This window comes from Arthrobacter sp. zg-Y1171 (genome assembly GCF_025244845.1).
Lineage (GTDB): Bacteria > Actinomycetota > Actinomycetes > Actinomycetales > Micrococcaceae > Arthrobacter_B.
The window spans coordinates 368,162-395,006 of the sequence record NZ_CP104264.1 but is presented as its reverse complement, the minus strand read 5'-3'; the positions used below and the strand labels follow the sequence as shown (position 1 = coordinate 395,006).

The window sequence follows — 26,845 nt, the reverse complement described above, 5'->3', positions numbered from 1 at the left end:
AGTGTCCTCGCTTCGCTTGCGCGTTCCCGTGGCCCAGGGCAGAGCGGGAGGACTACGACGCCGGTGCGCTCGGAGTCCGTCTCACTCCGAACTGCAGCCGCGGGGACGCCGGTATATCTCAAAAACCGATAAACGGTTAGCCTCACCCTAACTAATTTGACTGAGGGTTCGCTGACCCCTGTGTTTGCCGACACGTCCGCGGCCACTACGGTGAACTCATGACCGAAGGAAGCAATGAGCAACAGGAGCGCGAACGTGTGCTGCTGAATCTCGAAGAACTGGCCGATTCCCTGCAGTCGACGGCCCTACCCGCCTTCCTCGATCCGCTGCTGTCCACGGACCTGACAGTGCGCCAGTTGAAGGTCCTGACCGTTCTTGTCACCGCCGAGGAGGGTGCCACCGGCCGGGGCCTCTCGGAGTCCTTCGGAGTCTCCATGGCGTCCATGTCCGGCCTGATCGACCGGCTCGTTGCCCAGGGCGTGGCCGTCCGTTCGGAGGATCCCCTGGATGCACGGGTACGCCGGGTGAAGGCAACGCCGCTGGGACGGACGGTGGTGCGCCGGCTCGTGGCCGGACGCCCCGAACTTAATGTCGATATTCTCTCCCGGCTGTCGATCAATGACCTGCGCGCGCTCGAACAGGGCATGCGCGCCGTCCATGCCGAGATAGGCCGTGGAGCGGACGCCAAGAAATGACGGGTCTGCCGCCGCGCATCATCTCCGGGGCGAACTCGTTGGTCCAGGCGGCAAGCCTTATGGCTCTGGCCTATCTCCTCCGCGTGCTCCAAGCCAGCGGGACCCTGCTTTACCTCGGGGCGGGAATCGGCACAGGCCAGTTGATCGTGGCTGCACTGGTGGCGGCCTGGTGTTTCTTCCTCGGAGCTTCCTGGACACTCATTCCCTGGTTCAGCGGCCTCTTTCGCCATGTCTTTCTGCGTCGGGCCGCCGGCTTCCTCGGCGGCATCATCACCTGCGCATGGTTGCTCCTCCTTGCTGGATATGGATTCCTCACCCTTTTCTTCTCGGGGCTCGGCTACCAAAGAATCTCAGCGCCGGCGGGAGAGCACACACTGCTGATCAACAACCAGAGCATTTTGTTGATCGGCTCGCATGCCGTCTACGAACAGGTGCAAGGCCCGGTCTACGCATACCGGGACCAGGTGCTGACCGATGACGGCTACGATCCGTTCAGTGGCGGAGCCTTTTCCGTGCAGTGGGGTGAAAAAACCGCAACGATTTCCTTCGCGGTGTATTCGCAGGGCGAGGACGGCAATGCGGGCGACCGGAGCGGCCGGGCAGTCATTCCCCTCAGGGCCGGGTGACCCGGATCCGTCCGGCCCCGTCCGCGGGAAGCACCGTGAACAGTGCAGGCTCCCGGAAACCTCTACCCGCGAAGGCCCCCCGCACAGCCGCACGGACCTGATCCTCGTCCTCCTGCCGGACCAAGGCAATGACCGAGCCGCCGAATCCCCCGCCGGTCATCCGGGCACCCAGCGCACCGGCGGCGAGCGCCGTGTCCACGGCCAGGTCCAGCTCCGGGCAGGACACTTCGAAGTCATCCCGCAGCGAGGCATGGGAAGCGGTCAGCAGGTTCCCGATGCCGGCGACGTCGCCATCCCGCAGGTGCCCGACAACCTGCAGCACGCGTTCGTTCTCTCCAAGCACGTGCCGGACCCGCCGCCGGGTTTCCCCGTCCAACCGGTCCAGGGAGGTACCGGCAGGCACCTCCCGCAGCGACGCCGCACCCAGCGCCGCCGCTCCGCGTTCGCAGGACGAGCGCCGGGCGCTGTAGCCGCCGTCGGCGTGGCTGTGGACCACCCGCGTATCGATGACCAGCACTTCCAGTCCGTGCCGGGCCAGGGGCAGCGGCACGGTTTCGGAGTCGAGGCTGCGGCAGTCCAGGAACAGCGCACCGCCCGCCTGTCCCATCAGCGATGCCGACTGGTCCATGATGCCCGTGGGCGCACCGACGAATTCGTTTTCGGCGTACTGGGTCAGCCGGGCCATCCGCGGCCGGTCCATGCCCAGCTCCAGCAGCTCGTTCAGCGCCACGATCACGGCCACTTCCACGGCGTGCGATGAGGACAGGCCGGCACCTACCGGCACGCTGGAATCCAGCAGCAGGTCAAAACCAGGAACAACGACGCCGGCGCTGTGCTCCAGTGCGAACACCACACCCGCCGGATACGCCGCCCAGCCGCCGGCCCCGCCCGGCTCCAGCCCGCCGGTACGGAACTGCGCACGGGACAGCTCCCCACCCTCGGGTGCATAGGTGGAGGCGAGGCGCACGACGTCGGGCTCCCCTGTTTCCCCCGGCCGGCGCAGCCGCACGGCCACGAGGGCACTGCGGTCGATGGCGAACGGCAGGACGAAGCCGTTGTTGTAGTCCGTGTGTTCGCCGATCAGGTTCACTCGCCCGGGAGCCCGCCACACGCCGTCGGGCTCGGCGCCCTACACCTCGGCAAAGCGCCGGACAAGGTTCTCCGCCCGGGACTGCACCGGCTGAACCGGCGCGCTCATACGCGCACCTCCCGAAGGCGGGCGGCGGTCTGCTCCGCAGTGGTGTCGTTGATGAAGGCACCCATCGCCGCCTCGGAGCCGGCCAGGAACTTCAGTTTGTCCGCTGCCCGTCGGGGACTGGTGAGCTGCAGGTGCAGCCAGCCCGCCTCCCGATCAGCGGCATTCACCGGCGTCTGGTGCCAGGCGGAAATGTACGGGGTGGGGGTGCCGTACAGTCCGTCCACCCGCTGCAGCAGTTCGAGGTAGACGGCAGCGAGTTCGTCGCGCTCCTCCCGCCTGAGCGCGGCCAGGTCCGGGACCTGGCGGTGCGGCACCAGGTGGATTTCCAGCGGCCAGCGGGCTGCGTACGGCACATACGCGGAAAAGTGCCTGCCCGCCAGGACCATACGGTCCCCGGCCTCGGACTCGTCCCGGAGCAGCTCGCCCATCAGTGCCCGGCCATGCTCGGACAGGTGCTGCCGGGAGCGTTGGGCCAGCCGGGCGGCATGGGGCGCCGCATACGGATAGGCGTAGATCTGCCCGTGCGGGTGGTGCAGCGTGACGCCGATGTCCTGGCCCCGGTTCTCGAAGGGAAACACATGCGCAATGCCCGGCAGGGCCGAGAGTTCCCCGGTGCGCTGCGCCCAGGCCTCGACGACGGTGCGGGCGCGGGTGTACGGCAGCGAGGCGAAGGAGCCGTTGTGCTCCGGGGTGAAGACCACCACCTCGCAGCGGCCGAACGCGGGCGAGGGGCGCCCCCACAGCGCACGTTCATCCCCTGTCCCCTCCGGCTCCGGCTCCGGCTCCGGCAGGATGCCGAGTTCCGGTCCCAGGGAGGGGAAACGGTTCTCGAAGACCACGACGTCGAAATCCTCCGCCGGGATTTCCGACCTCCGTCCCGGACGGGTGGGGCACAGGGGGCACTGGTCGGCGGGCGGCAGGTAGGTCCGGGCCTGGCGGTGGGCGGCCACTGCCACCCACTCCCCCGTTAGCCGGTCGAAGCGCACCTCCCCGTTGCCGGAACGGGGATCCAGCGGACGGGCATCCACGACGGTTTCCACCGGTCGCCCGCCGCGGTCGGTGAAGAACAGCGACTCCCGGCCGTCGGCGAGCCGGTGCCGGCGGTGGACGATCGGTTGCACAACCGCACCGGAATCAGCAGCAGGGAACTGGCCGGACACGTATTGGCCTCCTCTTCGGCGGATAGGAACTCGTTTTGCGTTCACTACGACCATAAGGGGCCGAACCTTCGTGGCACCCTCGGTGAGCGGGCGTTCCTTTGTTACTCCTCGGTACCTCGTGGCAGGAAGTGGGGGTGTGAGGCCGTACACTGTGCTGGCGATCACTTTTCCGCCTCCTCGGGGGACGCGGCGGAACCTTCCCGAAGCTCATGCATGGACGCATGTCACCGGACGGACACCTGCTCGTAACCCGCCCCGCCTAGCATCACCCTTCGTAATCACTCGCTGTATCCCCTGCCGCCGTTTCCGGCGGCCATTACCTGTCGGCCCGCACGGCCGACCAAGGAGTATGAGGCATGAGACCTTTCCCATGGAAGGCCGCGCTCGGGACCGCTCTGTCAGCAGGCCTGCTCGCCGCCCCGCTGACCGCATTCCCGGCCTACGCACAGGACGGCAACGCTGCCGTTCCCGGCATCATCATCAACGAGGCATATCTTTCCGGCGGCAGCGCCAACGCCCCGTTCAACACCAAGTTCGTGGAGCTTTACAACCCCACCAGTGAACCGGTGAGCCTGGACGGCTGGTCCCTCCAGTACCGGTCCGCGACCGCCACCGCGGCGCCCACCGGCATCGGTACCCTCTCCGGCAGCATCGCTCCGGGCGGGTATTACCTGGTTTCCGGCGCCAGCAACGGCACCACCGGCGCGGCCCTCCCGAACGCCGACGCCTCCATCGGCGCCAGCTTCGCCGGAGGCGGCGGCACCCTGATCCTCTCGAACCAAGGCACCCGCGTTGACCCCCTGCCCACCGGCTCGGTCATCGGCGCTCCCGGCGTGGTCGATCTGATCGGCTACGGCACCTCCAACACCTTCGAGACCGCAGGCGCGGCCGCACCCGCCGGCAACTCGGATCCGAAGTCGCTGAACCGCACCGGGTTCTCAGATTCGAACAACAACGCCGCCGACTTCACCCTCAGCACGTCGGTCACCCCCACGTCTTCGGCCGGCACGGCTCCCACCGAACCCACCCCCACGCCGACACCCACACCCACACCCACGACGCCGGTACCGGTGCCGGTCCCGGGCGACGCGGTTCCGATCGCCGAGATCCAGGGCACCGGTGCGGCCAGCCCGCTGATCGGCCAGACGGTCACAACCCGCGGCAAGGTCACGGGCGTCTACGCCACCGGCGGCTTCAACGGCTACTACATCCAGACCCCGGGTACTGGCGGTGACATCAACCCGGCCACGCACACCGCATCGGAAGGCATCTTCATCTTCTCCGCGGCAACTGCAGGCCAGGTGACCGCCGGCGACTACGTCGAAGTCACGGGTACCGTAGGCGAGTACTACAACCTCACGCAGCTGACCGTCGCCGACGGCGCCATGACGAAGCTCAGCGAAGCAGCGCCCGAGGTCAAGCCCGCCGCCGTAGCCTGGCCGGCCACCGAGGAACAGCGCGAGACCTTTGAGGGCATGCTGCTGGCGCCTCAGGGCGAGTTCACCGTCACCGATAACTTCTCGCTGAACCAGTACGCAGAAATCGGCCTCGCAGCCGGCAATTCCCCGCTTGTCCAGCCGACCGCCGTAGCTGCCGTCGGAACCCCGGAGCACGCCGCCGTCGTGGCGGACAATGCTGCCCGTGCCGTGAAGCTCGACGACGGTGCCAGCACCAACTTCCTCAACGCCGCCAACCAGGGCAAGCCCCTGCCCTACCTGACACCGGAAAACCCGGTCCGGGTAGGTGCCGCAGCAACCTTCAGCACCGGCGTGATCCTCGATTTCCGCAACAGTGCCTGGAAGTTCCAGCCGCTGACCGAACTGACACAGGCCAACGCGGCGACCGCCACCCCGGCGTCGTTCACCAACACCCGCACCGCGGCGCCCGAGAGTGTCGGCGGCAACCTGAAGCTCGCGTCCTTCAACGTGCTGAATTACTTCACCACCACCGGTGACACGCTGTCCGGCTGCACCTTCTACAAGAACCGCAGCGGCGAACCCGTGACCGTCAATGGAGGCTGCGACGCCCGAGGCGCCGCCAACGCAGCGAACCTGGAACGCCAGCAGGCCAAAATCGTGGCCGCGATCAACGCCCTGGGCGCTGACGTCGTCTCGCTGATGGAGGTGGAGAACTCCGCCAAGTTCGGCAAGAACCGCGACGATGCGCTGTCGCGCCTGGTGGCAGCCCTCAACGCACAGGCACCGGGAACCTGGGACTACGTCCGCTCCCCGGCGGCTCTGCCTGCCGATGAAGACGTGATCCGCTCCGCCTTCATCTACCGCACCGGAACCGCCGAACCTGTCGGCGAATCCACCATCCTGGACAACGAAGAGGCCTTCTCCAACGCCCGCGAACCGCTGGCCCAGGCCTTCCGCCCCGCCGGCGCGGAAGACGGCACCGAAATCCTCGCCGTCACCAACCACTTCAAGTCCAAGGGTTCGGCACCCTCCTCCGGCGAGAATGCCGACACCGGCCAGGGCGGCTTTAACGCAGACCGCGTCCGCCAGGCGCAGGCACTGGTGGAGTTCGCCGGGACCGTATCGGAAGCAGCCGGCACGGACAAGGTGTTCCTGCTCGGAGATTTCAACGCCTACCACGCGGAGGATCCCATCAAGGTGCTGGTTGACGCCGGCTACGTTGACCTCGGCGCAACCACGGGCAAGCACTCCTACGCCTTCGGCGGGACCGTCGGCAGCCTGGACCACATCCTGGCCTCCCCGGCAGCCAATGAAGCTGTCACCGGCGCGGATATCTGGAACATCAACTCCGTGGAGTCGGTGGCCTTCGAATACAGCCGCTACAACTACAACGCCACCGATTTCTACGCACCGGATCCCTACCGGGCCTCGGACCATGACCCGATCCTCGTCGGCATGGACCTGACCGCCGAAGGTACGGACACCGCCACGCTGAACCTGCTGAACATCAACGACTTCCACGGACGGATTGATGCCAACACGGTTCCGTTCGCCGGAACCGTTGAGGAACTGAAGGCCGGCGCACCGGAGGGCAGCTCGCTGTTCCTCTCCGCGGGCGACAACATCGGCGCGTCCCTGTTCGCTTCCTCGGTGCAGCAGGACCAGCCCACCCTTGATGTCCTGAACGCCCTCGGGCTGCAGGCCTCGGCCGTCGGCAACCACGAGTTCGACGGCGGTTTCGCGGACCTCACCGGCCGCGTCGACGCGGGTGCACAGTTCCCCTACCTGGGCGCCAACGTCTACACCAAGGGCACCACCACGCCTGCACTGCAGGAGTACGAGATCATCGACGTCAACGGCGTCGATGTTGCCGTTATCGGTGCCATCACCCGGGAGACTGCAAGCCTGGTCAGCCCGGGCGGAATCAGCAACCTGGACTTCGGCGATCCGGTGGAAGCGGTCAACCGCGTAGCCGAACAGTTGGTGGAGCAGGACCTCGCCGACGTGATCATCGCCGAATACCACGAGGGCGCCGGCAGCGGCACCCCCGACGGAGCCAACCTCGATCAGGAGCTGGCGGCCGGCGGTGCGTTCGCGGAGATCGTCAATGACACCACCCCGCTGGTCGATGCCATCTACACCGGGCACACCCACAAGCAGTACGCCTGGGATGCAGCCATTCCCGGCGGCGACGGCAAGACCCGTCCCGTGGTGCAGACCGGTTCCTACGGTGAATTCATCGGCCAGATCCGGCTCGAATACAACGCAGCAACAGACGAGGTCACGTCCTACACCGCAGCCAACGTGGCCCGCACCAAGACGGCCGCACCGGAACTGGTAGCCGCCTACCCGGCAGTGGCCGAGGTAAAGCGGATTGTCGACGCCGCCCTGGCCTACTCGGCCGAGGTGGGCAACCAGCCCGTCGGCTCCGTCACCGGAGACATCACCTCGGCCTTCGTGGGTACTGCCCGCGATGACCGCAGTTCCGAATCCACCCTTGGCGCGTTGGTGGCCGATTCACTCCTGTCCACCCTTGCCGCCCCCGAACGCGGAGGCGCCGAGATCGGTGTCACCAACCCGGGCGGCCTGCGTGCCGAGCTCTACTACGGCGAGGACGGCGTCATAACGTACGCCGAGGCCAACGCGGTCCTGCCCTTCGTCAACAACCTCTGGACCACCACGTTGACCGGTGCCCAGCTGAAGACAATGTTGGAGCAGCAGTGGCAGCCGGACGGCAGTTCACGTGCCTTCCTGGCCCTCGGCCTTTCGGACAACATCACCTACACCTTCGACCCGGACCAGCCCCGCGGCTCACGGATCCAAAGCGTCACCATCAACGGTGCCGCCATGGACCCGGCCCGCGATTACCGGGTGGGTACGTTCAGCTTCCTGGCCCAGGGCGGCGACAACTTCACCGTCTTCAAGGAAGGCAAGAACACCCGCGATACCGGACTGGTAGACCGTGACGCCTGGATCAGTTACATCTCGGCCAACAGTCCCCTGTCTCCCGACTTTGCCCGTCAGGGCGTAGTCGTCAAGGGTGCACCCACCACGGTCAAGGCAGGCACGGCAGCGACGTTCACCGTCGGCCAGCTGGACCTGACATCACTCGGCAGCCCTGCCAACACCTCGCTGGCAGTCAGCTTCGTGAATGCTGCCGGCACCTCCACGGCCCTGGGCACGGCACCGGTCAGCGCCGGTGCCGCCACAGTGACCGCGACGCTTCCCGCGTCGGCCTCCGGCGCCGGATCCCTGGTGCTGACGGCTGCTGGTTCCGGCACCACGGTAACCTTGCCGGTCACGGTCGAGAAGGCTGCAGCGCCGGCGCCGGCGCCGGTCTGCAAGGCGCCGACCGCTCCGAAGCAGTGGTGGGACGTTCGCGGCTGGGTCCGCTACGCCTACGAACTGGCGCAGTACATTCTGTGCCTGGCCGGACGGAAGTAACCGGCTAGCAAAGCAATGACAGAAGCGCCGCCTTGGGTTTACCCGGGGCGGCGCTTCTGCGCTGTGGACGGCTATCGTGGTGATCCATACCTGCAATGGTCCGGAAGCCGGCGTCGGAACAGGAGACATTTTCATGGAGCAGCACCACAACCGGTCTTCTTCTCCCCTGCCGCCGGATCCACCCCCGCATGGGGCACGTCCCGACGGCCGGCGGATCACGGTCCGAAGCCAGGGCTCGGAACTGGCGGTGTACCAGCACGGGAGTCCGGATTCCGCAGTGCCAAGTATCCTGCTGGTGCACGGCTACCCGGATGACCATCACGTGTTCGACGGCGTAGTGGAACGGCTGGCTGCGGACCGGCACGTCATTACGTACGACACCCGCAACGCCGGCGCCTCGCGGGTTACAGGGAACGCCGCGGACCGCGGTTCCTTGGCGCCCTACCGGCTGGAGCTGCTGGTGGAGGACCTCTATGCCGTCCTCAACGCCACCGGGACCGGACGAGTGCATCTGGTAGGCCATGACTGGGGATCCATTCAGGGGTGGGCCGCGATACAGGACCCGAGGGCACAAGGCAGGATCCTCAGTTACACCAGCATCTCGGGGCCGGACCTGGGCCACTTCCGGCGCTGGTTCAGCACCCGGCTGCGCTCACCCCGCCTCTGGCCGCAGGCCCTTTCACAGGCGCTGCGGAGCTGGTACGTTGCAGCCTTCCAGGTCCCGGTCCTGCCCGACGTTGCTTGGAAGTACCTGCTGACCCCCCGCTACGAGAAATACGCCGGCCGGAAAATCGGCGACAGCGGAGTGCGGGGCCTGCAGCTTTACCGAGCCAACATGTTCCGCTCGGGCGGCGCGGTACCCGACGGCGGCTATCCCGGCCCGGTGCAGGTGGTCGTTCCGGTGCAGGACCCGTTCCTTTCGCCGAAGCTGGTCTCCGGCCTGGACAGCCGTTTTCCCCGGGTGGAAGTCCGTGAGGTGGCCGCCGGCCACTGGTGGCCGGAGCGCAGCAGCGGGGACTTCGCGGCGGTGCTGGACCGGTGGATGGCGGAACACTCCGACCGCGCCGGATGACCACCCCTAAACCACCGCAGGCCGCCGGAGGATTCCGGCGGCCTGCGGTGCTGGTGTGAGACTGGTTCGGATCAGCGGCTGCTTTTGCCTCCGCGGCCGCTCCCGCCTTCACCCTCCATGTCAATCTGTTCCTTGCTGACCTCTTCGGTGACGGTGGCCTCTTCTGTCACGGTTTCAGTGTCCAGCCGGACACGCTCGACCGGGACTGCCTCCTTTTCCACCACGGGCTCCTCGGCGTGGAGGGTCACTTCGTGTTCCTCCTCGCTGATCGTTGGTCCGTCCATGGCGGAGCCACGGTTGGCGTCCGTGATGGGCTCACGCTCAATCCGGGCTTCCTCGTGGCTGACCGGAACCGTCTTGGTGACGTTCTCAGTGGTGACGTACTTACGCAGGCGGGCCCTGCCTGACTCCCGGCTCTGCTTCCCAACGTGGAGCTGCTCCTCGGAGCGGGTCATCGCGTCGTCCGTAGTGGGGCCGGAAGTGTCATGCCCCACCTGGCCGTGGTCTGAACCCCGGCTGCTTTCCGTCCGGCCGGAGGTTCCGCCGCTCGAGGTTCTGCTTCCGCTCGAGGTCCCGCTTCCGCTCGAGGTTCTGCTTCCGCTCGAGGTCCCGACGCCGGATCCTGCAGAGCTCCGCTGGCCCGAGGTACCGGAAGTACCGGAGCTACCGGACGTGCCGATGGAGTAGTAGCTGTAAAGCTCATCCTGCTCCTGGTCGCTGAGGTGTCCGTCCTTGTCCACCCGCGGAGCGTCCTTCACCATCTCTTTGGAGTACGGCACCCGCACAACAGATCCCTCAACCGAGGCTTCGGCCAGGGGCACAAAGCTCTCCTTGGAGCCGAAGAGCCCGGTCTTGGTGGTGACCCATGCCGGCTGGCCCGACTCGTCATCCAGGTAGATATCCCCTGCCGAGCCGATCTTTTCCCCGTTCGGACCTTCCACGGTTCCGTGGTTCATAATCGTGTCGATCTGTTCACTGGTGATCACGTTGTTCTCCTGTGTTCCGCGCCTCGCGGGCGCATGGTGCTGCCTCGGTAACTACGTCCCCCGCTTCCCCCCACGACTTTTCCGCCGGTTTCCTTCGGGCGCCGGCCGGTTCGCCCGGCCGGTCAGTCCCCCAGCCCGGCCTTGTCCACCCGGCGGTGGAAGCGCATACCACCCAGACCGCCGAGGATGGCCCCGATCAGGGCCACAGCTGCGGCCACGATGGCGGCAATGATTGTCGACGCCGTTGCGTTGTCACCGAACATCGGAATCTGGGGGAATCCGTTGAGTTCAACCAGGATGTTGAACTGGTCGCCCGCAATCGCGGCCAGGATGGCCGCCACAATGGCGATGACCACTGCCCAGACCCAGACTGCAATGCCCTGCTTCATCCCGTTAAAACGGGCCATTCGTCCCGCGACGTACCCGCCGCAGTAATAGGCCACGAAGAGGATCACGAGCAGGATGATGGTCCCGGTGATCGTGATGGCTGTGGCATCCGGGCTGTCGTCGTTCAACAGCACGGCCGCGCCGAGGGCGGTGGCCAGGGCACTCAGCAGCACCGTGGTTCCGATGGCGGTCAGCCAGCCAAAAAACGCCGAGCCGATCTTCACTCCACCGAAGGTTGCTTTCTCACGCTCAACCACCCGCCGGCGGCTGGAGTTGTCCATCGCGTCGCCCCGCGTGCCGTCCGGAGTCGGGGCCGCACCGTCTCGGCGCTCTCCGGACCCCTGGCCGGCAGCCTTTCGTCCGCGGTCCCCTGCCGCACTTGCACTTGTGCTCATGAAGGTGTCCTTTGCGGTAAGAGCAGCCGGGGAATTCCCCTTTTGGCCACTGGTACTCCCAACGCTAGGCTGATCGGGAGGAAATAAAAAGGGTACTTAGTATCTGGAGCCCTTGACAGCAGGTCTCCTCCCTTCGACCGTGACCGCTCTCTGCACCTTTGGGAATCCCCGTCGGGAATTGATCCGGCCCCTCCCGGGTTGTAGCCAGCAATACACCGTCAAGATTCATCTAGGAGAAATCATGACAACCCAGCTCGAATCGACTTCCCCGGCCCTCACCGACTGGATCCCCGCCAAGCAGTTCATTGGCGGGCAGTGGCGCGACGGCCGTTCGGAGAAGACCCTCACGGACACCAACCCCTTTGACGGTTCGCAGCTGATGACCATGCAGCAGGCCTCCCGCGAAGACCTGAATGACGCGTACTCCGCAGCAGAGGAAGCCCAGAAGGATTGGGCAGCCAAAACCCCGAATGAGCGCCGAGCAGTCATCGCCCGCGCCGCAGAAATCTTCGAGGAACGCCGGGACGAGATCATTGCCTGGCTCAACGCCGAATCCGGCAGCACCATGCTGAAGGCCAACATTGAAGTTGCCTCCGCCGCCTCCATCACCCGCGAGGCAGCCACCTTCCCGCACCGTGTGTCCGGCAAGATCATGGACTCGGACACCCCGAACAAGGAACTGCGCGTCTACCGCGCACCGCTGGGCGTGGTCGGCGTCATCAGCCCGTGGAACTTCCCGCTCCACCTCTCCCAGCGCTCCGTGGCTCCGGCACTGGCCCTGGGCAACGCCGTCGTCCTGAAGCCTGCCAGCGACACCCCGGTCACCGGCGCCCTCATCATCGCCAAGATCTTTGAAGAGGCAGGCCTGCCCGCGGGCGTGCTGAACGCCGTCGTCGGAGCCGGCTCGGAAATCGGCGACGCCTTCGTGGAGCACCCGACCCCGCGCATGATCTCCTTCACCGGTTCCACACCGGTGGGCAAGAACATCGGTGCCCTGGCCGCCACCGGCGCCACGCTGAAGTACACGGCACTTGAGCTCGGCGGCAACAGCCCGTTCGTGGTTCTTGCCGACGCCGACGTTGATCAGGCAGTCCGCGCCGCAGCCATGGGCAAGTTCCTGCACCAGGGACAGATCTGCATGGCCGTGAACCGGATCATCGTCGAGGACGCCGTCTATGACGAGTTCGTCGAGAAGTTCACGGCGCACGTGAAGACGCTGAATGCCGGCGATCCGACCGACCCGAAGAACGTCGTGGGCCCGATCATCAACGCCAAGCAGCTCGAGGGCCTGAAGACCAAGATCGAGACCGCGAAGTCCGAAGGCGCCCGCCTCCTGCTCGAAGGCGAAATCAACGGCCAGGTACTTTCCCCGACCGTCTTCGCCGACGTTACCAAGGACATGGAACTGGCCCGCGAGGAGATCTTCGGCCCCATCGCCGGGATCATGCGCGCCAAGGACGCCGAGGACGCACTGGCCCTGGCCAATGACACCGACCTCGGCCTCTCCAGCGCCGTCTTCACCGCCAACCTGGAGGAGGGCGTCAAGTTCGCCCGCCGCATCAAGGCAGGCATGACGCACGTCAATGACTTCCCGGTCCAGGACGAGGCGCACATTGCCTTCGGCGGCGAGAAGAACTCCGGCCTCGGCCGCTTCAACGGCGAGTGGGCCATCGACGAATTCACCACGGACCACACCATCAGCGTGCAGCACGCTCCGCGGGAATACCCGTTCTAATCCGGTAACGGATACCGGCAGGTAAACGACGACGGCGGTCCGCACCAATAGGTGCGGGCCGCCGTCGTATTACGTCTTGGCTACACTTGAACGCGACACACCCCAGGGCGTCTGGCGCACTGTTAGTCTCCCTCTCACCGGCCCGGAAACTCCGCGCCGAACTACTGGGGGAATTGATTGGATTGACCGCTTCTTTTTCACGCCGGGCCCGCATATGCGCCTTGGTTCTCGCGTCCGCTGCCTTACTGACCGCCTGCGGCGCGGAGACGGCCGCCGAGCCGGCACCGTCGAAGAGCCCGACGGCCACACCGTCCACTTCGGCAACACCGTCGGCGACGGCGTCAGCGACAACGCCTGCTGCAACACCGTCAGCGACGCCGGCGCCCACGGAAACGCCCGTTCCTGAACCGGCAGCACCGGTCACCGTCACCACCCCCAACGGGCTGCACAGCTTCACCCTTCCGGCCGGATGGTCGGCCGTTCCGACCGAACCGCTGCCCATGCTTGCCCATAGCGTCGGTCTGTCACCGGCGGCCTTCAACATTTTGGACTCAACCGGGAACCCGGTAGCCAAGTTTGAAAGTGGAGCCGACCTCCACAACATCTCAGTAATTAGCCCGGGGCACATCATGTACGACGTACAGGAACTGCCCGGCTACACGAACAAGGTTGGCGAGCCTGTCTATTTCCAGTTTGAATCCCGTCCGACCTACGCAGCACCGGGATCTCCCAGTCGCGGCTACTATGTCCAGCTTGAGGATGACGGCTTGCCGGACGCGGATGGTATGGATGGCGGCAATGCCTACGGCACGGTTTTCATGTCTGACGGCGACATCAGGTTCGAAGCCCTCATTGATCCCGGAGCCTTCGCGGACGACGCCGCAGCCCGGGCCTGGATGCAGACCGACATCTACCAGCAACTGAAAGCTATGATGCTTTCGCTGACCTACAACGGCTAGGGACAGAACGACGGCGGCTGCGCACCTTGGAAGGTGCGCAGCCGCCGTCGTTAACGGTTATTCGCCGTTAACAGCTATTCGCCGAAGCGGGCCACCAAGCGCCCCAGCACCTGGTTGTTCTTGAGCCGCTCAAGCCCGTCACCGACCTGGTCGAAGCTGATTTCCTCGTACCCCGGAGTGATCTCGCCGCGGAGCATCAGGTCGAAGACTTCCTCGATGTCTTCCACGGTGCCGCCGAGGGAACCCTCAATGGACTTGCCGAGGATGGTGTTGGTCGCCACCGTGAAGGTGGGCTTGCCGAGGCCAACCTGGACCACCTTGCCGCCGCGCCGGACCGCATTCACGGCCTTCTGCGTGGTGTCGAACCCTGCGTAGTCAACGATGAGGTCGAAGTCGCCGCCACGCCGCGGGTCGGTGACCCATTCCGCGGCGTCCTTGACGCAGGAAACTACGCCGGCCTCCTTGGCATTGGCCCAGGCTTCTTCCTTCATCTCGGCTACGTGCACTTCGGCACCGGCCAGGACGGCGGCGCGGGCGCCGATCTGCCCCAGGCCGCCGAAGCCGATCACGCCGACCTTCATGCCCTTGGCTGCCTTCCCGACTTTGATCATGGCGTGATAGGAGGTCATGCCGGCGTCCGTGGCGAGGGCAGCGAGGGAAATATCGAGGCCCTCGGGAACGCGGGCCAGGTCGCGGTAGTCCGCAGCGAGCTTGTCCGCGAAGCCGCCGGGAGTGAACATGCCGGTAGGCGGCTGGACTCCGGAGGAGCATACGCCGACGACGTCCCCGACCTGGAAGCCGGTCACCTCGGATCCCAGCGCGGTGATCACGCCGGCGTTTTCATGCCCCTGCGTCATCGGCAGGAACGGCATGGCGGATTCTCCGACCTCCATGTACATCACGTCGGAGTGGCACAGGCCCGCCGCCTTGACGTCAATGATGACCTGCGTGGGTGCCGGAACGGGCTCCGGGATTTCGTTCAGCTGGATCGGTTTGCGGTCCCCCATGTACTGCCAAGCTTTCATCACAACGTGTCCTCTCGGGTTGATTCGCGAGGCGGCTGCCGTGCTGGATAGGAGCACGAAATGGAGTGGTTCAGCCCCGCTGATGCCGATTTTATCGGCGCGGCACACTCTGGCAGGGGCCAGGTTCACCCGCCGCTGAGCGCTGGGCGCGCCGCTCCGGCGCCCCTCACCGCCACTGTTACTGTGCGACGTGCAGGCTTGAAAGCCGGGTTCAGCCCAGCACAGCAGGTTGGTCCTGGCCGGCCGACGGTTCCGGGGCCGTGGCCCGCGAATTCGGAACCGCAGCGGTGGACGCGGCAGCGGACAGCACCGCAGCGGCTATCGCGTCGGCGTCCTGCAACGTCCGTGAACCTTCCGCTGCCGGAGCGCCGGCCTCGGCGGCAATCGCCGTTCCCCACTGGACCGAGGACAACTGCAGCCCCAGCACAAACAGGTTCTCCACCGGTTCGCCGCTGACGCCCACCGCCCGATAAGGCGGCAAGGTAACGTCCAGCCCGGGAGTCATCACGGGGGTACCGTCGGCGGACATCATGACCTTGGGTCGGGCCAGGCCGTCGCGGATCAGTCCTGCCAGCAGCGGTGAGACGCTGCGGTCCACCCGGTTGGGCGGCATCATGGCCTCCATCAGGGTGGAAGCTGCGTATTCAGTGCCCACCCAGGGGGATGAGGCCGTGAACATGCCCCGGGCCTCGTCCACGTCAAAGCGTGGATCCGGCCCGACAAAGTGCACCAGTCCGGCGCGGACCAAGGCCGCCAGCTGTTCGATCCGCTCCGGCGGCGGACCGCTGGCCAGGCCCTCGACCAGCGGCTCAAACCAGCCCCGCAGCTCGGTGAGCCAGGAAGGTTCGGCCAGGCCGCCGTCGGCCACTACTGCTTTCAAGAGGCTGCGTCCGGCGTTCAGGGCCCCGATTGCCATCTTCAACGGGTCGTCTTCCCCGGCGGCGCTTCCGGCGGCGTCCTCCTCCAGATAGGCCAGGACGGCGTTGTCCGCGTCGGCGGCACCCTTGAAGGGGCGGCGTCCCAGCGGCTGGGCCAGGGCTTCAAGATTGGTGCGGCGGTTGGACGGGACGTAGGCGTCCAGCACCGCTTCCTTCGCGGCATCCCACTCCGGGCCCGGAAGGTTAAGGGCAGCTTCCAGCTGGTCAGAGAATTGCGCGGCGGTGCCGTTCAGCTCGCCGGGGGCCACCCGGGCGAGCGTGCTGTAATACGCCCAGACCGCGTCACGGTGCAGCAGGGGCCAGAGATCGTGGTCAAAACCGGGCAGCAGGCCGTCGGCCCGGAAGGCGAGCGCCCTCTCGCGGGTCAGCCAGCGGAGGTGCACTCCGCGGGGGACGTAGGAGTCCAGCTTCGCCTTGGCCCGGTAGGGGGTGCCGCGGCGTGAGGCAGCGATCAGCTGCGGTTCCCGGCCCGAGGGTTCGTAGCGCAGGGCGCGGCCGGCGGGCTGCCCGGTGGCGACGTACCGCCCGCCGCGGCCGACGGTGGCGGCAGCCATCACGTCAAAGAAATTCAGACCCAGTCCGCGCACCAGTACCGGTTCCCCGGCGGGCAGGCGGGAGAAGTCGACGTCCGCCGGCACGGCAGGCGGAAGGTAGGTCAGTCCGTGGCGTTGGGCGGCGTCCTGCAGCCGTGCCTGTTCCGGGGAAAGCAGTGCGGGCAGGTGCCCCAGGGCCAGCACCACGGCGTCCGTTGCCAGGACCTGCTGTCCTTCCAGCTCGACGATCAGCCGGCCGTCCGCTTCGCGGGAGATGCCCAAGGCTTCGGTGCGGCGGTGTACGAGCTCCACGCCGTCGTCGGCAGCGGTTTTCCGCAACTGGTCGTAGGTCCACTCCAGATACCGCCCGTACAACGGACGGCTGGGGAAATCCGCGGGACCAAGCGCGGCCAGCTCCTGGCGGTCACCGGCGGAGAGACCATCCGCCGCACGGGTGCCGGCACCCATCAGCTCGCGCCACTGGTTAAAGGAGAGTCCGGCGGGCGAGGGCAGCAGGTCGCGGACCGTATCCCCGGCCGGGACCACGGTGGGGAACAGCGCCGGTGTGTTCATCAGGAAAAGCCGCGACTGATTGGTCCGCCAGACGTGGCCCGGACCCGGGTTAAAAGGGTCAATCAGCTCAATCCGGAGGGGCTGGCGCTGCGCACCGGCCCGCCGGTTGGTCAGAAGCCGGTCCACTACGGAGAGGCCGCGGGGTCCTGCGCCAATGACAGCTACCCGGAAACTCTGCGTGTGATCCATCCATCTAGGGTATCCGGAGCCGGAGCGGCGCGGGTTCGGGCAGGCGGGCACACCCCGTCGAGCACGACTGGAAAGCCTCGGTAGCTAGGATGGGCGCATGACATCCCCGAACCTCGACGCCGCCGATTCAGCCCCTACCGACGAGTTCCTCTGGCTGGAGGACATCTACGGAGATAAGCAGCTGGACTGGGTCCGCTCCGAGAACGCCGTGACCGAAAACCTGCTCTCGCGCACCGGATTCGAGCAGACGGAGGAACGGCTGCTCGAAGTCCTGGATTCCACGGACCGGATCCCCATGGTCGCCAAGCGCGGGGAGCACTATTACAACTTCTGGCGCGACGCAGAACACCCGAAGGGCCTGTGGCGCCGCACCACGTGGGAGAGCTACACGGCAACGGAAACCGAGTGGGAGGTGCTGCTGGACCTGGATGAGCTCAGCGCGGCCGAGGGGATCGAATGGGTGTGGGGCGGGTCTATGTTCCTGCGCCCGCAGGACGGCGTTTCCTACCGCCGTGCATTGGTGGCCCTCTCCCCCGACGGCGGTGACGCGGCCCGCTACCGGGAGTTCGACGTCGTCGACCGCGCTTTCGTGCCCGGCGGCTTCGACATTCCCGCGGCCAAGAGCCGGATTAGCTGGGCCGGTGAGGACAGCCTGTATGTGGGGACGGACTTCGGCCCGGGTTCCATGACTACCTCCTCCTACCCGCGCACCAGCCGCATCCTGCACCGGGGGCAGGACTTGTTGGACGCCGAACCCTTCTTCGAGGTTCCGGAAGACCACATGATGGCCGTGGTGCAGCGGGACCAGACGCCCGGCTTCGAACGGGACCTGGCCGTGGACATCATCGACTTCTACAACACGCGTACCTTCCTGCGGGAGGGCAGCGACTGGGTGCAGCTTGATGTCCCGCTGGACGTGAACGTGGATGTTCACCGCCAGTGGCTGCTGCTGCGGCCGCGTACCGACTGGGAGCTCGACGGCGTCACGCACCCCGCCGGTTCCCTGCTGGCCGCGTCGCTGGACGAATTCACCGCCGGAAACCGGAGCGTCCACCGCATCTTCACCCCGGATGCGTCCACGTCGCTGCAGTCCTGGAGCTGGACCCGGGACCGGCTGCTGCTGAACCTGCTGCGCGATGTCAGCTCCGAAATCCTGGTCCTCACCCCCGAAGACGGCTGGCGGGCGGACATCCTGGACGCCTGCCCGCCGCTGCACTCGGTGGACGCGTACGCCGTGGATGACGAGGATGAGGACGCCGGCAACGACTACTGGCTGATCAGCACCGGCTTCCTCACGCCCTCCACGCTGTCCCGCGGCACGCTCGCCGGTCCCGGTTCCCCGGACGGCCGCCGGGCCGAAGCGGTCAAGACCTCACCCACCATGTTCGACGCCGCGGGACTGACGGTCGAACAGCACTTCGCCGTGTCCGCGGACGGCACCAAGGTTCCCTACTTCCAGGTGGGCCCGCAGGATCTGGTGCTCGACGGCGGCAACCCCACCCTGCTCAACGGGTACGGCGGATTCGAAGCCTCCCTGACCCCCACGTACAGCGGCGTGGTGGGCCGCGGCTGGCTGGAGCGGCGCACCACGGACGCCGACGGCGTCGAACGGCACGGAGTCTATGTGCTGGCCAACATCCGCGGCGGCGGGGAATACGGACCCGAATGGCACCGTGCCGCCCTGCAGGAAAACCGGCACCGGGCCTACGAGGACTTCGCCGCCGTGGCCGAGGACCTCGTGGCCCGCGGCGTTACCTCCCGGGAACATCTGGGCTGCACCGGACGCAGCAACGGCGGACTGCTGGTGGGCAACATGCTCACCACCTATCCGCACCTGTTCGGTGCTGTGTCCTGCGGGGTGCCGCTGCTGGACATGCGCCGCTACACCAAGCTTTCCGCCGGCTATTCCTGGATCGCCGAATACGGTGACCCGGACGATCCCGCGCAGTGGGAGTTCGTTCAGACTTTCTCCCCCTACCACCTGATCAAGGAAGACGTTTCCTATCCGCCCACGCTGATCTGGACGGCCACCAGCGATGACCGGGTGGGTCCGGTGCAGGCCCGCAAAATGGCTGCCCGGATGAAGGCCATGGGTGCGGACAAGGTCTGGTTCCACGAAGCGTTGGAGGGCGGGCACGCCGGTGCGGCGGACAACCGGCAGTCGGCCCGGATGCACGCCATGTCCTACGAATTCCTCTGGGAAGCGCTCACCGGAAGACTGGGCTGAGGCGTTTTGCCCTAATCGGCAAGTTGCCGGTAGTCTTGTCAGGCTGGCAGCGGAAGTTGCCGGCGTTGCAAGTTGGAGACGTGCCAGAGCGGCCGAATGGGCTTCACTGCTAATGAAGTGTGGGCCTAAAGCCCACCGGGGGTTCAAATCCCCCCGTCTCCGCGCTGAAACCCCCGGGCAACCGGGGGTTTTTTTGCGTCTACCCTAGATTCACCACCGAATCGCTTCAGAAGGGCACGCAGCTATGGCACGGGACAGCCTCCTGCTTCACGGACCGCGGGTGACGCTGCGGGATTTCCGGGCCGACGACGTCGACGCCGTGCACGCGTTTACCTCCGATCCGGTGGTCACGCAGTGGTCCACGTGGGGGCCCAATACCTGGTCCGATACGCGGGCCTTCGTCGCGGATGCTGCCGCTGAACCTGCTGCCCTGGAGAGGACCCGGTTCACGCTGGCCGTGCTGTTCCAGGACCGCCTGGTGGGGACGGCGGCGGTGTGGACCACCAGCCCGTCCGACCGCAACGGGGAACTGGGATATACGCTGGCGCATGATGTGTGGGGGCAGGGCCTAGCCACCGAGGCCGCAGCGCTCCTGCTCGGCCATGCCTTCGGTCCGATGGGGCTGGTGCGGGTGGAGGCCACCTGCCATCCGGAGAACGCGGGTTCGGTCCGGGTGTTGGAAAAGAACGGCTTCGCCTTCGAAGGCCGACTCCGGGAACACCGGCTGGTGCGCGGGAAGCGGCGGGATTCGCTGTTGTTCGCCGCCCTGCTTTCGGACCGGGACCTTCCGGGCCGGGACCTCTGGGACCGGGAGCTTTCAGACCCCTCGGCGGATAAGCTGGCAGCCGGTTCACCAGCTTCCCTACCGTGAAGGAACTATCCATGGAAATGCGACTGCTCGGCAACAGTGGAACCTCGGTCAGCAACTATGCGCTGGGCACCATGACCTTCGGCAACGAATCCGATGAGCGGGCCTCGCACGCCATCCTCGACGATTACGTCCGGGCCGGCGGGAACTTCGTGGACACCGCGGATGTTTACACAACCGGTGCGTCCGAAGAGATCATCGGCCGCTGGCTGCACGCCCATCCAATGGAAGCGGCCGACGTCGTCCTGGCCACCAAGGGGCGCTTCCCGATGGGCGGCGGGGCCAACGACCTGGGCACGTCCCGGCGCCACCTGCGCCGCGCGCTGGATGACTCCCTGACCCGGCTGGGCGTGGACCACGTGGACCTGTACCAGCTGCATGCCTGGGATCCCTGCACTCCGCTCGAGGAGAGCCTGGGCTTCCTCAATGACGCCATCACCGCGGGGAAGATCAGCTATTACGGGCTTTCCAACTTCACCGGCTGGCAGCTGACCAAGGCCGTCTATGTGGCCCGCGAACACGGATGGGCGTTACCGGTCACGCTCCAGCCGCAGTACAACCTGCTTGAGCGGGAGATCGAATCCGAGATTGTTCCAGCTGCGCTCGACGCCGGGCTGGGGTTGCTGCCCTGGTCGCCGCTTGCCGGCGGCTGGCTCACCGGCAAGTACCACCGCGAGACGGTACCCGCCGGAAACACGCGCGTGGGCGACAACCCCACGCGGCAGTTCCAGGGGTGGGACCTGCGCAGCCACAACGAGCGGACCTGGCGGATCGTCGACGAACTGCGGACGGTGGCTGCCGCACACTCCGCCACGCCGGCACAGGTGGCACTGGCCTGGCTGGCGGACCGTCCCGGAGTGACCTCGGTAATCCTCGGCGCGCGCACGACGGACCAGCTCGCTGACAACCTGGGGGCGGCGTTCCTGGTGCTGGCCGACGAGGAAAAGCAGCGCCTGACGGAGCTGAGCGTCCCGCAGGTCGGCAACTATCCGTACGGTCCGGACGGCCGGAACCAGCGGGAGCGTCTGCTCGAGGGCGGCCGGGCCGGGCGATAACGCCTGCTGTGCTTCTGGGAGTTCCGGGGCCCCTGAGTGCCCTACGGCTTGAGGAAGTCCTCGGGGCGCAGCTTCTGCGCCCATTTGCTGATCTCTTCTTCCCGGACCGCTTCTGATTCTGCCCCGGCTGCGGGTTTGGCTGCATCCGGCGCGGCAGCACCGGGCTTCGCGGCGTCGGGCGTGGCCGCGGACCCGGGGTCCGGAATGGGCCGTACATACGGCTGCGGGTGCGCAGCCATGTTCGTGATGGCAGCCCCCGAGGCACGGATGCCGGCGCCGGTGAACATCGCGTAGAGCTTCAGCGCCTTTACCGGCTGGCCCTGTCCGAGGGCGGCATAGATCTGCCGGTGCTGATCTGCGCTCAGCAGCGCGGCAGCATCCCTGGCGGCCTGCGGCGACGTGCCGGTTGCCGCCGGCTCGGGACGGGGACGTGCAGGCCGTGCCGGCCGCGCCGGGCGTGCACCGCCCGAACCGTCGGCACCGCTGGAAGCGCCTGCCTCCGGCTTGGGGTTGGCGGCGCGGCGCTTCTCGAACCTGCCCCAGAGCGCACTCAAAACAGCGATGGATAGGACGAAGAGGATGATAACCGCAAGCTCCATACCTTGATCCTAGCTTTGCTTTCTTCGGGCCTTAAAACGACCGGTATATTGACGTCCAGCACAATGACGCCCAAATCAACGGAGATGCCATGACGTCCAGCGCCGCTTCACTGCCTTCCCTGAAATCCCTGAGTGTCGAAATTCATGACGGCGTGGCCGAAGTGCAGTTGATCGGACCCTCCAAAGGCAACGCCATGGGACCGGATTTCTGGGTCGAGCTGCCCGCAGTGTTTGACGCGCTCAGCACCGACGACGCCGTCCGGTCCGTCCTGCTCTACGGCTCCGGCGGGAGTTTCAGCTACGGCCTGGACCTGCCCGCCATGGCTCCGGTGTTCGCGCCGCTGCTCGCCGCCGGCGGCATGGATGCCAAGCTGCGCGAAGGTTTCCGCCGGCAGATCAAGGACCTCCAGGACGCCGTCACCTCGCTGGCCCGCTGCGCGAAGCCGGTCATTGCAGCGGTGGACGGCTGGTGCATCGGCGGAGCCATTGACGTTATTGCCGCAGCGGACGTCCGTATTGCCTCCCGCACCGCGCGCTTCAGCGTCCGTGAGGTTCGGGTAGCCATCGTGGCGGATCTCGGCTCGCTGCAGCGGCTGCCCGCCATCATCGGTGAAGGCGCTACCCGGCAGCTGGCCCTGACCGGAGAGGATTTCGACGCCGACCGCGCCGCGGCCCTCGGCCTGGTCACGGAACTGGCGGACGACGTCGTCGCGCGCGGACGCGAGCTGGCCGTGCAGATAGCTGCGAATCCCCCGTTGGTGGTGCAGGGCGTCAAACAGGTGATGAACCGGCGGACCCAGGCGCAGGTCCAGGATGGGCTGGATTATGTGCAGGTCTGGAACACGGCGTTCCTGGCCAGCCACGATTTCGGCGAGGCTACCGCTGCCTTCACTGAACGGCGTCCGCCGGTTTACCGCGGCCGGTAGGGTTTCCGGAGGGCGAGGTTCTGCCCGGCCGCACCGCGATCGAGAGGGCGGCAACGGTCACCAGCCCCAGCATCACCGGCGCCCCGGGCAGGTCAGGAAACACCGCAGGCACGATCGCTGCAGCAAGTGCCGTGATGCCCATCGCCGCAGTCCGGGCATCGCGGGTCCGCACCGCAAGCAATAGCAGGGCAGCCCCGAAAACCGGGCTGAAGACCAGATCCGGGGTGAAGGGAACGCTGAACACTGCGAGTCCTGCGAGCGCTGCCAGGGCTCCCCGCTGCTGCCGGATCCCCCGTCTGCCCTCCCACCGTGCCGTGAGCACCCAGGCGACTACGAGCAGCGCCGCGGCCAGGATCCCGGCGCCGAAACCGACAAGCAGGGAGCCGAACCAGTTCTGCGGAAGGAAAGGGAGATTGCCGGCGAGGTGCCAGGCCGCGCCCAGCACTGCTCCGGCACCTGTCGCCGCCGCCAGCCACCGTGTCGCGTTGTGGTCCGCCCTGCGTTTGGTGCCCGGCTCTTGCGAATCATCCTGACGCATGCGCTTCCCCTCCCGGCTACACGTGCCGCCTCCCGGATAGAGTCTGCAGCATTTGCGGGCAGCCCGCACGCTTACCGAATGGCGTTCCTTCTCTTAGCATCTTCCTCGCAACGGGAACGGCCGTTCCCGCCCGATCCGAGAGGGGAACCCCTGATGGGTTACATCGAAGTTGGCACCGAAAACAGCACCGCCATCCACCTCTACTACGAAGACCAGGGCGCCGGCCAGCCGGTAGTGCTGATTCACGGGTATCCCCTGGACGGCCATTCCTGGGAGCGCCAGACCCGCGAGTTGCTCGCGGCAGGCTACCGTGTCATCACCTATGACCGGCGCGGCTTCGGGCAGTCAAGCAAAGTCGGCTCCGGCTACGCCTACGACACCTTCGCGGCGGACCTCAACACCGTGCTGGAAACCCTCGACCTGCGCGACGTGATCCTGGTCGGCTTCTCCATGGGCACCGGGGAACTGGCCCGCTACGTCAGCCGGCACGGCCATGACCGCATTGCCAAGCTCGCTTTCCTCGCCTCGCTCGAGCCGTTCCTGGTGGCCAAGGAAGACAATCCCGAGGGCGTGCCGCAGGACGTGTTTGACGGCATCGCAGCAGCCGCCCGCGAAGACCGTTACGCCTGGTTCACCAACTTCTACTCCGATTTCTACAACCTGAAGGAGAACCTGGGCAGCCGCATCAGCCAGGAGGCCGTCACCGCCAGCTGGAACGTGGCCATCTCCAGCGCGCCGGTCGCCGCCTACGCCGTGGTGCCCACCTGGATTGAAGACTTCAGGGCCGACGTCGATGCCGTCCGCGAAAGCGGCAAGCCCGTGATGATCCTGCACGGCACGGCGGACAACATCCTGCCGATCGACGCCACGGGCCGCCGCTTCCGGAAGTTGGTCCCCGCAGCGGACTACGTGGAGATCGACGGCGCGCCCCACGGCCTCCTGTGGACGCATGCCGCCGAGGTCAACGCAGCCCTGCTGGAATTTGTTGGCAAATAACCGGTGGGAAGTCAGCGGCGGCACGGGTTCGCCCGTCCCGCCGCTGTTGCACCGCAGGGCGCCGCTAGGCCTTCAGCGCCAGCACGAACGGCAGCACCGCTTCGGCCCCGGCTTCCCGCAGCACCCGCCCGGCTTCGGTGAGGGTCCAGCGGCTGTCCGCGAAGTCGTCCACCAACAGCACCGGTCCGGGGTTCGCGGCGAACCAGGCGGCCCCTTCCGGAGGAACCGCAAACTGGTCCCAGACGGCGGCCAGCCGGAAGGCACTGTTGCCGCCGGGGCCGCCTGCGGGTCCGCCGTGCGGCAGCTGGAGCGTCCCCAGATACGGAATCCGGCCAAGCTCCGAGAGGCCGCTCGCGAGCGAGTCCACCAGCTGCGGCCGGGACCGGGACGGAATGGACACAATGGCCACCGGGCGTTCGGCCCAGCCCCACTGCGCCAGGACCTGCACGCAGCCGTGAAGCAGTGCCGAGTCCACCGGCATGTCTTCGGAGCCCGGGGCGAAGATCTCCCGCAGCCGTCCGCCCCAGCCCAGGTCGGTCAGCCGGGCCAGGGCACGCCCGCTGGAAACCGTCCGGTCCGGCTTGATCTTGCCCTTGACCGGCACACCCAGCCGGTCCATGCCCGAGGGGTACATTCCGCGCGGATCCACCTCCACGCCAACCTTGTCCAGCGCCTGGGCCGCGTTGTCGGTGGCCTCCGCCGCGACGTCGTCGCCGAACCAGCGGCCGGCACAGTTGTCGCAGCGCCCGCAGGGCGCGGCTGCCGGATCGTCGAGCTGCTGGGAAAGGAACTGCATGCGGCAGCCGGTGGTGCTCTCGTAATCGAGCATCGCCTGCTGTTCCTTCACCCGGGCAGCGGCAATGCGTTCATAGCGTTCCCTGTCGTAATGCCACGGCTGCCCGGTGCCCCGCCAGCCGCCGGACACCTTTTCGACGGCGCCGTCCACGGACAGGACCTTCAGCAGCAGTTCCAACGGCGAGCGCTTCAGGTTGACCCGGGTCTCCAGCACACCGACGGACAGCACCTCCCCGGAGGCCAGCTCGGAGAGCACCGCGGTGGCCGGACCCTCGGACGGCATGGAGGATGTGGCGAAGTACTGCCAGATATCACGGTCCTCCGCACCCGGCAGCAGCAGCACATCGGCGTTCGGGGTGCCACGGCCGGCACGACCCACCTGCTGGTAGTACGCCACCGGCGACGACGGCGCGCCCAGGTGGATCACGAAGCCCAGATCGGGTTTGTCGAAGCCCATGCCCAGCGCACTGGTGGCCACCAGCGCCTTGACCCGGTTCTCCTTCAGGGCGGCTTCGGCCTCTTCCCGGTCCGCCGGGTCGGTGCGGCCGGTGTAGGCAAGGACCGGATGTCCGGCCTTCTGCAGCAGCCGGGCGGTGTCTTCGGCGCCGGAGACGGTCAGCGCGTAGATGATGCCGCTGCCGGGCAGCTCGTCCAGGTGCGTCAGCAGCCAGGCCAGGCGCGCCTTGGGGTTGGGCAGCCGCAGGACACCGAGCCGCAGGGATTTGCGGGCCAGCGGGCCGCGGATGGTGAAGACGTCTTCGCCGCCGGCGGCGAGCTGTTCCTCAATGTCCTTCACCACGCGGCTGTTGGCCGTGGCAGTGGTGGCCAGCACCGGAACCGTGGAGGGCAGCCGCTCAATCAGGTGGCGGATGCGGCGGTAGTCCGGACGGAAATCATGGCCCCAGTCGGAGATGCAGTGCGCTTCATCGATCACCAGCAGCCCGGAGCGCCGGATCAGCTCGGGCAGGTGCTGTTCGCGGAACCCCGGATTGTTCAGCCGTTCCGGGGATACCAGCAGCACATCCACCTCGTCGGCCTCGAGTTTCGCGGAAATGTCCTGCCACTCCAGCTGGTTGGCGGAGTTGATGGCTACCGCGCGGACACCGGCCCGCGCGGCGGCGGCCACCTGGTCCCGCATCAGCGCCAGCAGCGGGGAAACAATCAGCGTGGGACCTGCCCCCCGTGCCCGCAGCAGCAGGCTGGCGACGAAGTACACCGCGGACTTGCCCCAGCCGGTGCGCTGGACCACCAGGGCGCGGCGTCCGCCGGCCACCAGGGCCTCAATGGCTTCGAACTGGTCCTGGTGGAACTCCGCGGAGTCATTGCCCACCAGCGCCCGCAGCAGCTCCACAGCCTCGCTGTGCAGCGAACGCGTGCTTTCGGAAACAGTGTCAGAAGCGGTGCCTTGCGTATCAGTGCTTTCCATACCATCCACTATCCCAGCCCCTTGGAACTGTTCCCTGCACCGGATTTGAACTGTGGACAAGACCGCCGCGGCGGGCGCCCCC

20 protein-coding genes, 1 tRNA gene and 1 pseudogene are annotated in these 26,845 nt (G+C 66.9%); 13 read left to right on the top strand and 9 right to left on the bottom strand.

All coding sequences use genetic code 11. From position 1 onward, the window contains the following. The first annotated feature begins 218 nt into the window (after positions 1 to 218). Positions 219 to 695 carry a MarR family winged helix-turn-helix transcriptional regulator gene (locus N2L00_RS01925; protein WP_255767450.1) on the top strand — a complete coding sequence of 159 codons (477 nt, stop codon included), beginning with the start codon at positions 219 to 221 and terminating at the stop codon, positions 693 to 695. Then, positions 692 to 1,321, top strand: a complete 630-nt coding sequence (locus N2L00_RS01920; RefSeq protein WP_255863698.1) for a hypothetical protein — start codon at positions 692 to 694, stop codon at positions 1,319 to 1,321. Before N2L00_RS01925 ends, N2L00_RS01920 begins: the two co-directional genes overlap by 4 nt. Here N2L00_RS01920 and galK read toward each other — a convergent pair. Together galK and galT are read right to left on the bottom strand one after the other, a co-directional pair. Next, positions 1,308 to 2,438, bottom strand: a pseudogene (gene galK / locus N2L00_RS01915) (galactokinase); the annotation flags it as partial. The gene N2L00_RS01920 and the pseudogene galK overlap by 14 nt on opposite strands. A 77-nt stretch (positions 2,439 to 2,515) precedes the next feature. Continuing rightward, complete coding sequence (galT, locus tag N2L00_RS01910; protein ID WP_255863729.1) at positions 2,516 to 3,631, bottom strand: galactose-1-phosphate uridylyltransferase; 1,116 nt, start codon at positions 3,629 to 3,631, stop codon at positions 2,516 to 2,518. A 404-nt stretch (positions 3,632 to 4,035) separates the two neighbouring features. On the opposite strand from galT, the gene N2L00_RS01905 reads away from it, so the two are divergent. Beyond that, positions 4,036 to 8,541 (top strand): ExeM/NucH family extracellular endonuclease, encoded by a 4,506-nt coding sequence (locus tag N2L00_RS01905; protein ID WP_255863697.1) that lies wholly within the window; start codon positions 4,036 to 4,038, stop codon positions 8,539 to 8,541. Between the two features lie 277 nt (positions 8,542 to 8,818). Beyond that, positions 8,819 to 9,613: an alpha/beta fold hydrolase gene (locus N2L00_RS01900; protein WP_255863696.1), complete on the top strand. Its 795-nt coding sequence runs from the start codon at positions 8,819 to 8,821 to the stop codon at positions 9,611 to 9,613. A gap of 71 nt (positions 9,614 to 9,684) precedes the next feature. Here the strand turns inward: N2L00_RS01900 and N2L00_RS01895 are convergent, their stop codons facing one another. Both N2L00_RS01895 and N2L00_RS01890 read right to left on the bottom strand, forming a co-directional pair. Next, positions 9,685 to 10,599, bottom strand: a complete 915-nt coding sequence (locus tag N2L00_RS01895) for a DUF2382 domain-containing protein (protein ID WP_255863695.1) — start codon at positions 10,597 to 10,599, stop codon at positions 9,685 to 9,687. Between the two features lie 122 nt (positions 10,600 to 10,721). Beyond that, complete coding sequence (locus N2L00_RS01890; protein WP_255863694.1) at positions 10,722 to 11,381, bottom strand: hypothetical protein; 660 nt, start codon at positions 11,379 to 11,381, stop codon at positions 10,722 to 10,724. Between the two features lie 241 nt (positions 11,382 to 11,622). On the opposite strand from N2L00_RS01890, the gene N2L00_RS01885 reads away from it, so the two are divergent. The 3 genes from N2L00_RS01885 (at position 11,623) to N2L00_RS01875 (ending at position 14,075) form a co-directional block, all read left to right on the top strand. After that, positions 11,623 to 13,116: an aldehyde dehydrogenase family protein gene (locus N2L00_RS01885; protein WP_255863693.1), complete on the top strand. Its 1,494-nt coding sequence runs from the start codon at positions 11,623 to 11,625 to the stop codon at positions 13,114 to 13,116. Positions 13,117 to 13,330: 214 nt separating this feature from the next. Beyond that, on the top strand, positions 13,331 to 13,522 hold the full coding sequence (locus N2L00_RS01880; protein ID WP_255767441.1) for a hypothetical protein: 192 nt from the start codon (positions 13,331 to 13,333) through the stop codon (positions 13,520 to 13,522). Positions 13,523 to 13,616: 94 nt separating this feature from the next. After that, positions 13,617 to 14,075 carry a hypothetical protein gene (locus tag N2L00_RS01875; protein WP_255767440.1) on the top strand — a complete coding sequence of 153 codons (459 nt, stop codon included), beginning with the start codon at positions 13,617 to 13,619 and terminating at the stop codon, positions 14,073 to 14,075. 74 nt (positions 14,076 to 14,149) lie between these two features. Here the strand turns inward: N2L00_RS01875 and N2L00_RS01870 are convergent, their stop codons facing one another. Both N2L00_RS01870 and N2L00_RS01865 read right to left on the bottom strand, forming a co-directional pair. Further along, complete coding sequence (locus N2L00_RS01870) at positions 14,150 to 15,100, bottom strand: zinc-binding dehydrogenase (protein ID WP_227923933.1); 951 nt, start codon at positions 15,098 to 15,100, stop codon at positions 14,150 to 14,152. Positions 15,101 to 15,311: 211 nt separating this feature from the next. Beyond that, positions 15,312 to 17,333: an FAD/NAD(P)-binding domain-containing protein gene (locus tag N2L00_RS01865; protein WP_255863692.1), complete on the bottom strand. Its 2,022-nt coding sequence runs from the start codon at positions 17,331 to 17,333 to the stop codon at positions 15,312 to 15,314. A 97-nt stretch (positions 17,334 to 17,430) separates the two neighbouring features. On the opposite strand from N2L00_RS01865, the gene N2L00_RS01860 reads away from it, so the two are divergent. From N2L00_RS01860 to N2L00_RS01845, 4 genes are all read left to right on the top strand, one after another. After that, entirely contained in the window at positions 17,431 to 19,560 is a 2,130-nt protein-coding gene (locus N2L00_RS01860) for a prolyl oligopeptidase family protein (protein ID WP_255863691.1), read from the top strand. A 74-nt stretch (positions 19,561 to 19,634) separates the two neighbouring features. After that, positions 19,635 to 19,722 (top strand) — tRNA-Ser (locus tag N2L00_RS01855). Between the two features lie 82 nt (positions 19,723 to 19,804). Continuing rightward, the gene (locus tag N2L00_RS01850) at positions 19,805 to 20,431 is read left to right on the top strand and encodes a GNAT family N-acetyltransferase (protein WP_255863690.1); all 627 of its coding nucleotides are present in this window, start codon (positions 19,805 to 19,807) and stop codon (positions 20,429 to 20,431) included. Between the two features lie 11 nt (positions 20,432 to 20,442). Then, entirely contained in the window at positions 20,443 to 21,483 is a 1,041-nt protein-coding gene (locus N2L00_RS01845; RefSeq protein ID WP_255863689.1) for an aldo/keto reductase, read from the top strand. Positions 21,484 to 21,524: 41 nt separating this feature from the next. Here the strand turns inward: N2L00_RS01845 and N2L00_RS01840 are convergent, their stop codons facing one another. Continuing rightward, positions 21,525 to 22,082, bottom strand: coding sequence for a hypothetical protein (locus N2L00_RS01840; RefSeq protein WP_255767430.1), 558 nt, complete (start codon positions 22,080 to 22,082; stop codon positions 21,525 to 21,527). A gap of 89 nt (positions 22,083 to 22,171) precedes the next feature. Here N2L00_RS01840 and N2L00_RS01835 point away from each other — a divergent pair, with 89 nt between their 5' ends. Then, on the top strand, positions 22,172 to 23,008 hold the full coding sequence (locus N2L00_RS01835) for a crotonase/enoyl-CoA hydratase family protein (protein WP_255863688.1): 837 nt from the start codon (positions 22,172 to 22,174) through the stop codon (positions 23,006 to 23,008). On the opposite strand, the gene N2L00_RS01830 is transcribed toward N2L00_RS01835, so the two are convergent. Beyond that, complete coding sequence (locus N2L00_RS01830; RefSeq protein WP_255863687.1) at positions 22,971 to 23,546, bottom strand: hypothetical protein; 576 nt, start codon at positions 23,544 to 23,546, stop codon at positions 22,971 to 22,973. The two genes, N2L00_RS01835 and N2L00_RS01830, sit on opposite strands and share 38 nt — an antisense overlap. Positions 23,547 to 23,699: 153 nt before the next feature. On the opposite strand from N2L00_RS01830, the gene N2L00_RS01825 reads away from it, so the two are divergent. After that, entirely contained in the window at positions 23,700 to 24,542 is an 843-nt protein-coding gene (locus tag N2L00_RS01825) for an alpha/beta fold hydrolase (protein WP_255863686.1), read from the top strand. 64 nt (positions 24,543 to 24,606) lie between these two features. Here the strand turns inward: N2L00_RS01825 and N2L00_RS01820 are convergent, their stop codons facing one another. Further along, entirely contained in the window at positions 24,607 to 26,763 is a 2,157-nt protein-coding gene (locus N2L00_RS01820) for a RecQ family ATP-dependent DNA helicase (protein ID WP_255863685.1), read from the bottom strand. Between the last annotated feature and the right edge of the window lie 82 nt (positions 26,764 to 26,845).

Bases quoted from the DNA above. Each gene is read 5' to 3' on its own strand.
- N2L00_RS01825 (WP_255863686.1), top strand. From the start codon at position 23,700: ATGGGTTACATCGAAGTTGGCACCGAAAACAGCACCGCCATCCACCTC.
- N2L00_RS01860 (WP_255863691.1), top strand. From the start codon at position 17,431: ATGACATCCCCGAACCTCGACGCCGCCGATTCAGCCCCTACCGACGAG.
- N2L00_RS01875 (WP_255767440.1), top strand. From the start codon at position 13,617: ATGCTTGCCCATAGCGTCGGTCTGTCACCGGCGGCCTTCAACATTTTG.
- N2L00_RS01880 (WP_255767441.1), top strand. From the start codon at position 13,331: ATGCGCCTTGGTTCTCGCGTCCGCTGCCTTACTGACCGCCTGCGGCGC.
- N2L00_RS01820 (WP_255863685.1), bottom strand. From the start codon at position 26,763: ATGGAAAGCACTGATACGCAAGGCACCGCTTCTGACACTGTTTCCGAA.
- N2L00_RS01850 (WP_255863690.1), top strand. From the start codon at position 19,805: ATGGCACGGGACAGCCTCCTGCTTCACGGACCGCGGGTGACGCTGCGG.
- N2L00_RS01835 (WP_255863688.1), top strand. From the start codon at position 22,172: ATGACGTCCAGCGCCGCTTCACTGCCTTCCCTGAAATCCCTGAGTGTC.
- N2L00_RS01925 (WP_255767450.1), top strand. From the start codon at position 219: ATGACCGAAGGAAGCAATGAGCAACAGGAGCGCGAACGTGTGCTGCTG.
- N2L00_RS01845 (WP_255863689.1), top strand. From the start codon at position 20,443: ATGGAAATGCGACTGCTCGGCAACAGTGGAACCTCGGTCAGCAACTAT.
- N2L00_RS01890 (WP_255863694.1), bottom strand. From the start codon at position 11,381: ATGAGCACAAGTGCAAGTGCGGCAGGGGACCGCGGACGAAAGGCTGCC.
- N2L00_RS01865 (WP_255863692.1), bottom strand. From the start codon at position 17,333: ATGGATCACACGCAGAGTTTCCGGGTAGCTGTCATTGGCGCAGGACCC.
- N2L00_RS01920 (WP_255863698.1), top strand. From the start codon at position 692: ATGACGGGTCTGCCGCCGCGCATCATCTCCGGGGCGAACTCGTTGGTC.
- N2L00_RS01905 (WP_255863697.1), top strand. From the start codon at position 4,036: ATGAGACCTTTCCCATGGAAGGCCGCGCTCGGGACCGCTCTGTCAGCA.
- N2L00_RS01840 (WP_255767430.1), bottom strand. From the start codon at position 22,082: ATGGAGCTTGCGGTTATCATCCTCTTCGTCCTATCCATCGCTGTTTTG.
- N2L00_RS01830 (WP_255863687.1), bottom strand. From the start codon at position 23,546: ATGCGTCAGGATGATTCGCAAGAGCCGGGCACCAAACGCAGGGCGGAC.
- N2L00_RS01870 (WP_227923933.1), bottom strand. From the start codon at position 15,100: ATGAAAGCTTGGCAGTACATGGGGGACCGCAAACCGATCCAGCTGAAC.
- N2L00_RS01885 (WP_255863693.1), top strand. From the start codon at position 11,623: ATGACAACCCAGCTCGAATCGACTTCCCCGGCCCTCACCGACTGGATC.